We start from the raw sequence: 3,230 nt of genomic DNA, 5'->3' as shown, positions 1-3,230 counted from the left end.
TCGGCGTTCCGGGCGGCCGGAGCGGCCCGGGCCCGGACCCTCCGAGAGAGAGCCGGGGCGCTCAGTGGTCGCCGGGCGGGCGCGGCTCGTCCAGGCCCGCACGGCGCCTGGCCCGGCGCCCCACCCCTTCGACCGCTCGCAGGGCGTCGCGCACGTCCCGGGCCGTGGGAGAGAACGCGAGGTTGTGGATGGTCTCCTCCGGGGCGGTGGCCGCGGCGACGACCGTGTCGAGGGTCGCGTCGTCGGCGTCGCCCAGACCCGCCTCGGTGAGCGTGGTGGGCAGCCCCAGGCCCGCGGTGAACTCGGCGAAGCGGTCGACCTCCCCGGCCGGGGCCCCCTCCAGGACGAGCTGGGTCAGGGAACCGATGTTGACCTTCTCCCCGTGGGCCAGGTGGTGGGTCTGCTCCACCGCGGTCAGCCCGTCGTGGACGGCGTGGGCCGCGGCCAGCCCGCCCGACTCGAAACCCAGGCCGGACAGCAGGGTGTTGGCCTCGACGACGGCCTCCACGTCGGGGGTGACCAGGTCGTGCTCCACCGCCTCCAGGGCGGCCGGGGCGGACTCCCACAGGATGTCCCAGGACAAGCGGGCCAGGGCGGTGCCCGACCTGGTGGGCACCCCGCCGACCATGTTCTCGGCGTGCGCCCTCTCCACGGCACGGGCCTCGATCCAGGTGGCGAGGGCGTCCCCGACCCCGGCGGCGAGGAAACGGGCGGGGGCCGCCGCCACGAACCCCGTGTCCACCACGACCAGGGCCGGGTTGCGGTCGTAGAAGCGGTAGGACTCGAACCCGCCGTCCTCGGTGTAGACCACCGAGAGGGCCGAGGTGGGCGCGTCGGTGGAGGCGACCGTGGCCGCGCTCACCCACGGGACCCCGGCGTCCTCGCCCGCGGCCTTGGCCGTGTCGATGGCGGTGCCGCCGCCCAGGCCGACCACCACGTCGTGGTCCCCCTCGGACAGCACCCGGGCGACGCGTTCGATCTCGGCCCGGGTGGGGAGCCCTTCGAAGCGCTCGAAGACGAGCGGCAGGCCCGCCTTGTCGAAGGCGGGCCCCAGGACCGGCTCGGTGAGGCCGCGGACGGTGTCGTCGGCCAGGAGCAGCGGGCGGCGCCCCAGCGGGGCGAGGAGCTCCCCGAGGCGGGCCAGGGCGTCGCGGCCCTGGACGTAGCGCCCCGGGGAGGCGAAGATCCTGGGCCGTGTCCCCTGTGTGTTCTCGGCCATGGTCGTGTTCCCTTCGTCGTGTCGGTGCCTCTCCCTGCCACTGACCGGGTCGGGGTGGAGGGCAAACACGGCCTTGCCGTCCCATCGCCGCCTGTTGGGGTGATCATTGGCCGGCCCCGGCCGGATCCGGCCGGGGCGGGGCCGGGTCAGCGGCCGGTGAGACCGGCCTCGGCCAGGGCGGCGTGGATGCGCTCGGAGGACAGCAGCAGCTCGCTCATCACCGCGGTGACCGAGGCGTCCGAACCCGGCGGGATCTCGGTGACCAGGCCTCCCCATTCGGGCACGGGGACCACGAGCACCCACCAGGGCGAGGGCCGCTTGCCGTTCTCCTCGCGGTCGCGGTAGCGCAGCAGCAGGTGGTCGGGGCGGCCCAGGCCCCCGGGCCGGTTGAGGGAGGGCAGGGTGGTGCCCACGCCGGTGGAGAGGGAGGCGAGCATGTAGGAGCTGGAGGCCGACTGCTCGGCGCGCGCCGTCGCCTTCTCGTCGTCGGGGTGCCCGGAGTGGCCGATGAGGACGCCGTCGAGGTCGAAGGCGGCGGTGTGCGCGGCCCCGGTGCGCGCTTCGAAGTCGGCCAGGAGTTCGCCGACCAGGGCGGGGGACTCGCCTCGCACGAGGGGGCGCCCGTTCCGATTGTTGATCATGAGCGAACCTTAGAGTGGCCAGAGGTGCAGGTGTGAACCAGGATTCCCGTAACCACAGGGGTTCCCGGCTCCCCGGGCGGGGGACGCCTCCGCCCCCGACCACAAAGGCCCAGTTCAGGGCGCCCGTGATGGCCGAGTCACCGTCCGGAACCGCTCCGACCTAATTTCCTGGTTTTCCCGTCTTTTCGGTCGTCCCCCGGGTCCACAGCCAGGCCGCTTCCTCTTCCCCGGTGAGGAAGGCGACCGTCCGATCGGGCCCTGTAGAGACGGAGTCGACGTACCGGGGCGACTCGCGATGAGCGTCTCCTCCCACCGGGCGCACCGCCCACCCGTCCAACCGCCCACCATGGCGGACGGCCCTGCCGGGCACGGGCCAGGCCTGGCGGTTCAGGCCTTGCGGGTCAGCCCCCGGGCCGCGGCCGCGGAGAGGGTGAGGGCCACCGTGTCCTCGATGAGGGCTCCGGCGGTGTCCGAGCCGTCGCGGCCCCAGGCCTCGCGCCAGGCGACCCCGGCCCGGGCGCCCACGGGTGCGGCGGCGCCCGCGATCAGGGCGGCGGGCAGCGCCGGGGCGCCCGCGGCGCGGGCGAGGAGGGCCCCGCCGACGGCCGCGCTGGCGATGCGGGGCGCCAGCCCCGCCCAGCCCAGACGGCTGGGAACGCCGGGGAGCTTGTCGCCGACGAACTCGGCGGCGGTGCCCAGCACCGTCAGCGTCGTCAGTACCGGGCCGCCCCAGGGAACGGTGCGCAGTGCCGTCCCCACGCCCAGGCTCGCCCGCGATCCGGCCGCCAGGCCCAGCAGGCAGGCCCGCACCGGGATTCCCTTCCGATCCGCCATGATGTCCTCCCTTGTGTCGTGATCCTCCCTTTGATCCTGCGCCATGACCCGCCCGGACTCCGGGACCGCCTCGCCGGTCCGGCCGAGAACCGCCCCCGAGGTGAGGCCGGCCCCGATCCCCGGCCCTCGATCGACGGGGCGCGAGGAGCCGGACACACCCCGGGTTCGACGCCGTGGGCCACCACCCGGGACGGTCGGCGCCCGCCCTCCCCGGGTGGGCGGCACGGGCGGACGCGCGTGCCGGAATGCGCGTGCAGGGGTGCGCTGCGCGTGCAGGGGTGCGCGCAGGGGCGCCTGCAAGGGCGTGTGCGACCACAGGTGATGGGGTTGGCGCGCACGGTAACGGGAACACCCTCGTATGTCGTCGTCGAGAGAGTCCCCCCATGGCCACCCACAACTCCGCGGGCGCGGTGAGCGGCGGCGCCGTCGTCCAGATCGGCACCGTCCACGGAGACATCCACCTCAGGCCCGCCCCCGTGCCCCGGCAGCCGCCCGCGCCGCCGCGGTTCTTCACCGACCGGGAACCGGAGCTGCGC

General features: G+C 75.1%; 3 protein-coding genes. All 3 read right to left on the bottom strand.

The features are described from left to right. Window positions 1-61: 61 nt before the first annotated feature. Window positions 62-1,219 (bottom strand): glycerol dehydrogenase, encoded by a 1,158-nt coding sequence (locus tag ACJOT3_RS33645; protein ID WP_406977171.1) that lies wholly within the window; start codon window positions 1,217-1,219, stop codon window positions 62-64. Between the two features lie 146 nt (window positions 1,220-1,365). After that, the gene (locus ACJOT3_RS33640; protein ID WP_406977170.1) at window positions 1,366-1,860 is read right to left on the bottom strand and encodes a hypothetical protein; all 495 of its coding nucleotides are present in this window, start codon (window positions 1,858-1,860) and stop codon (window positions 1,366-1,368) included. Window positions 1,861-2,247: 387 nt separating this feature from the next. After that, window positions 2,248-2,694, bottom strand: a complete 447-nt coding sequence (locus ACJOT3_RS33635) for a hypothetical protein (protein WP_406977169.1) — start codon at window positions 2,692-2,694, stop codon at window positions 2,248-2,250. Window positions 2,695-3,230 lie beyond the last annotated feature (536 nt).

This window comes from Nocardiopsis protaetiae (genome assembly GCF_045446735.1).
In the GTDB taxonomy this organism is placed as follows: Bacteria; Actinomycetota; Actinomycetes; order Streptosporangiales; family Streptosporangiaceae; genus Nocardiopsis; species Nocardiopsis protaetiae.
Note: the sequence above shows the minus strand (reverse complement) of the source record. Positions and strands in the feature narration are given on the sequence as shown.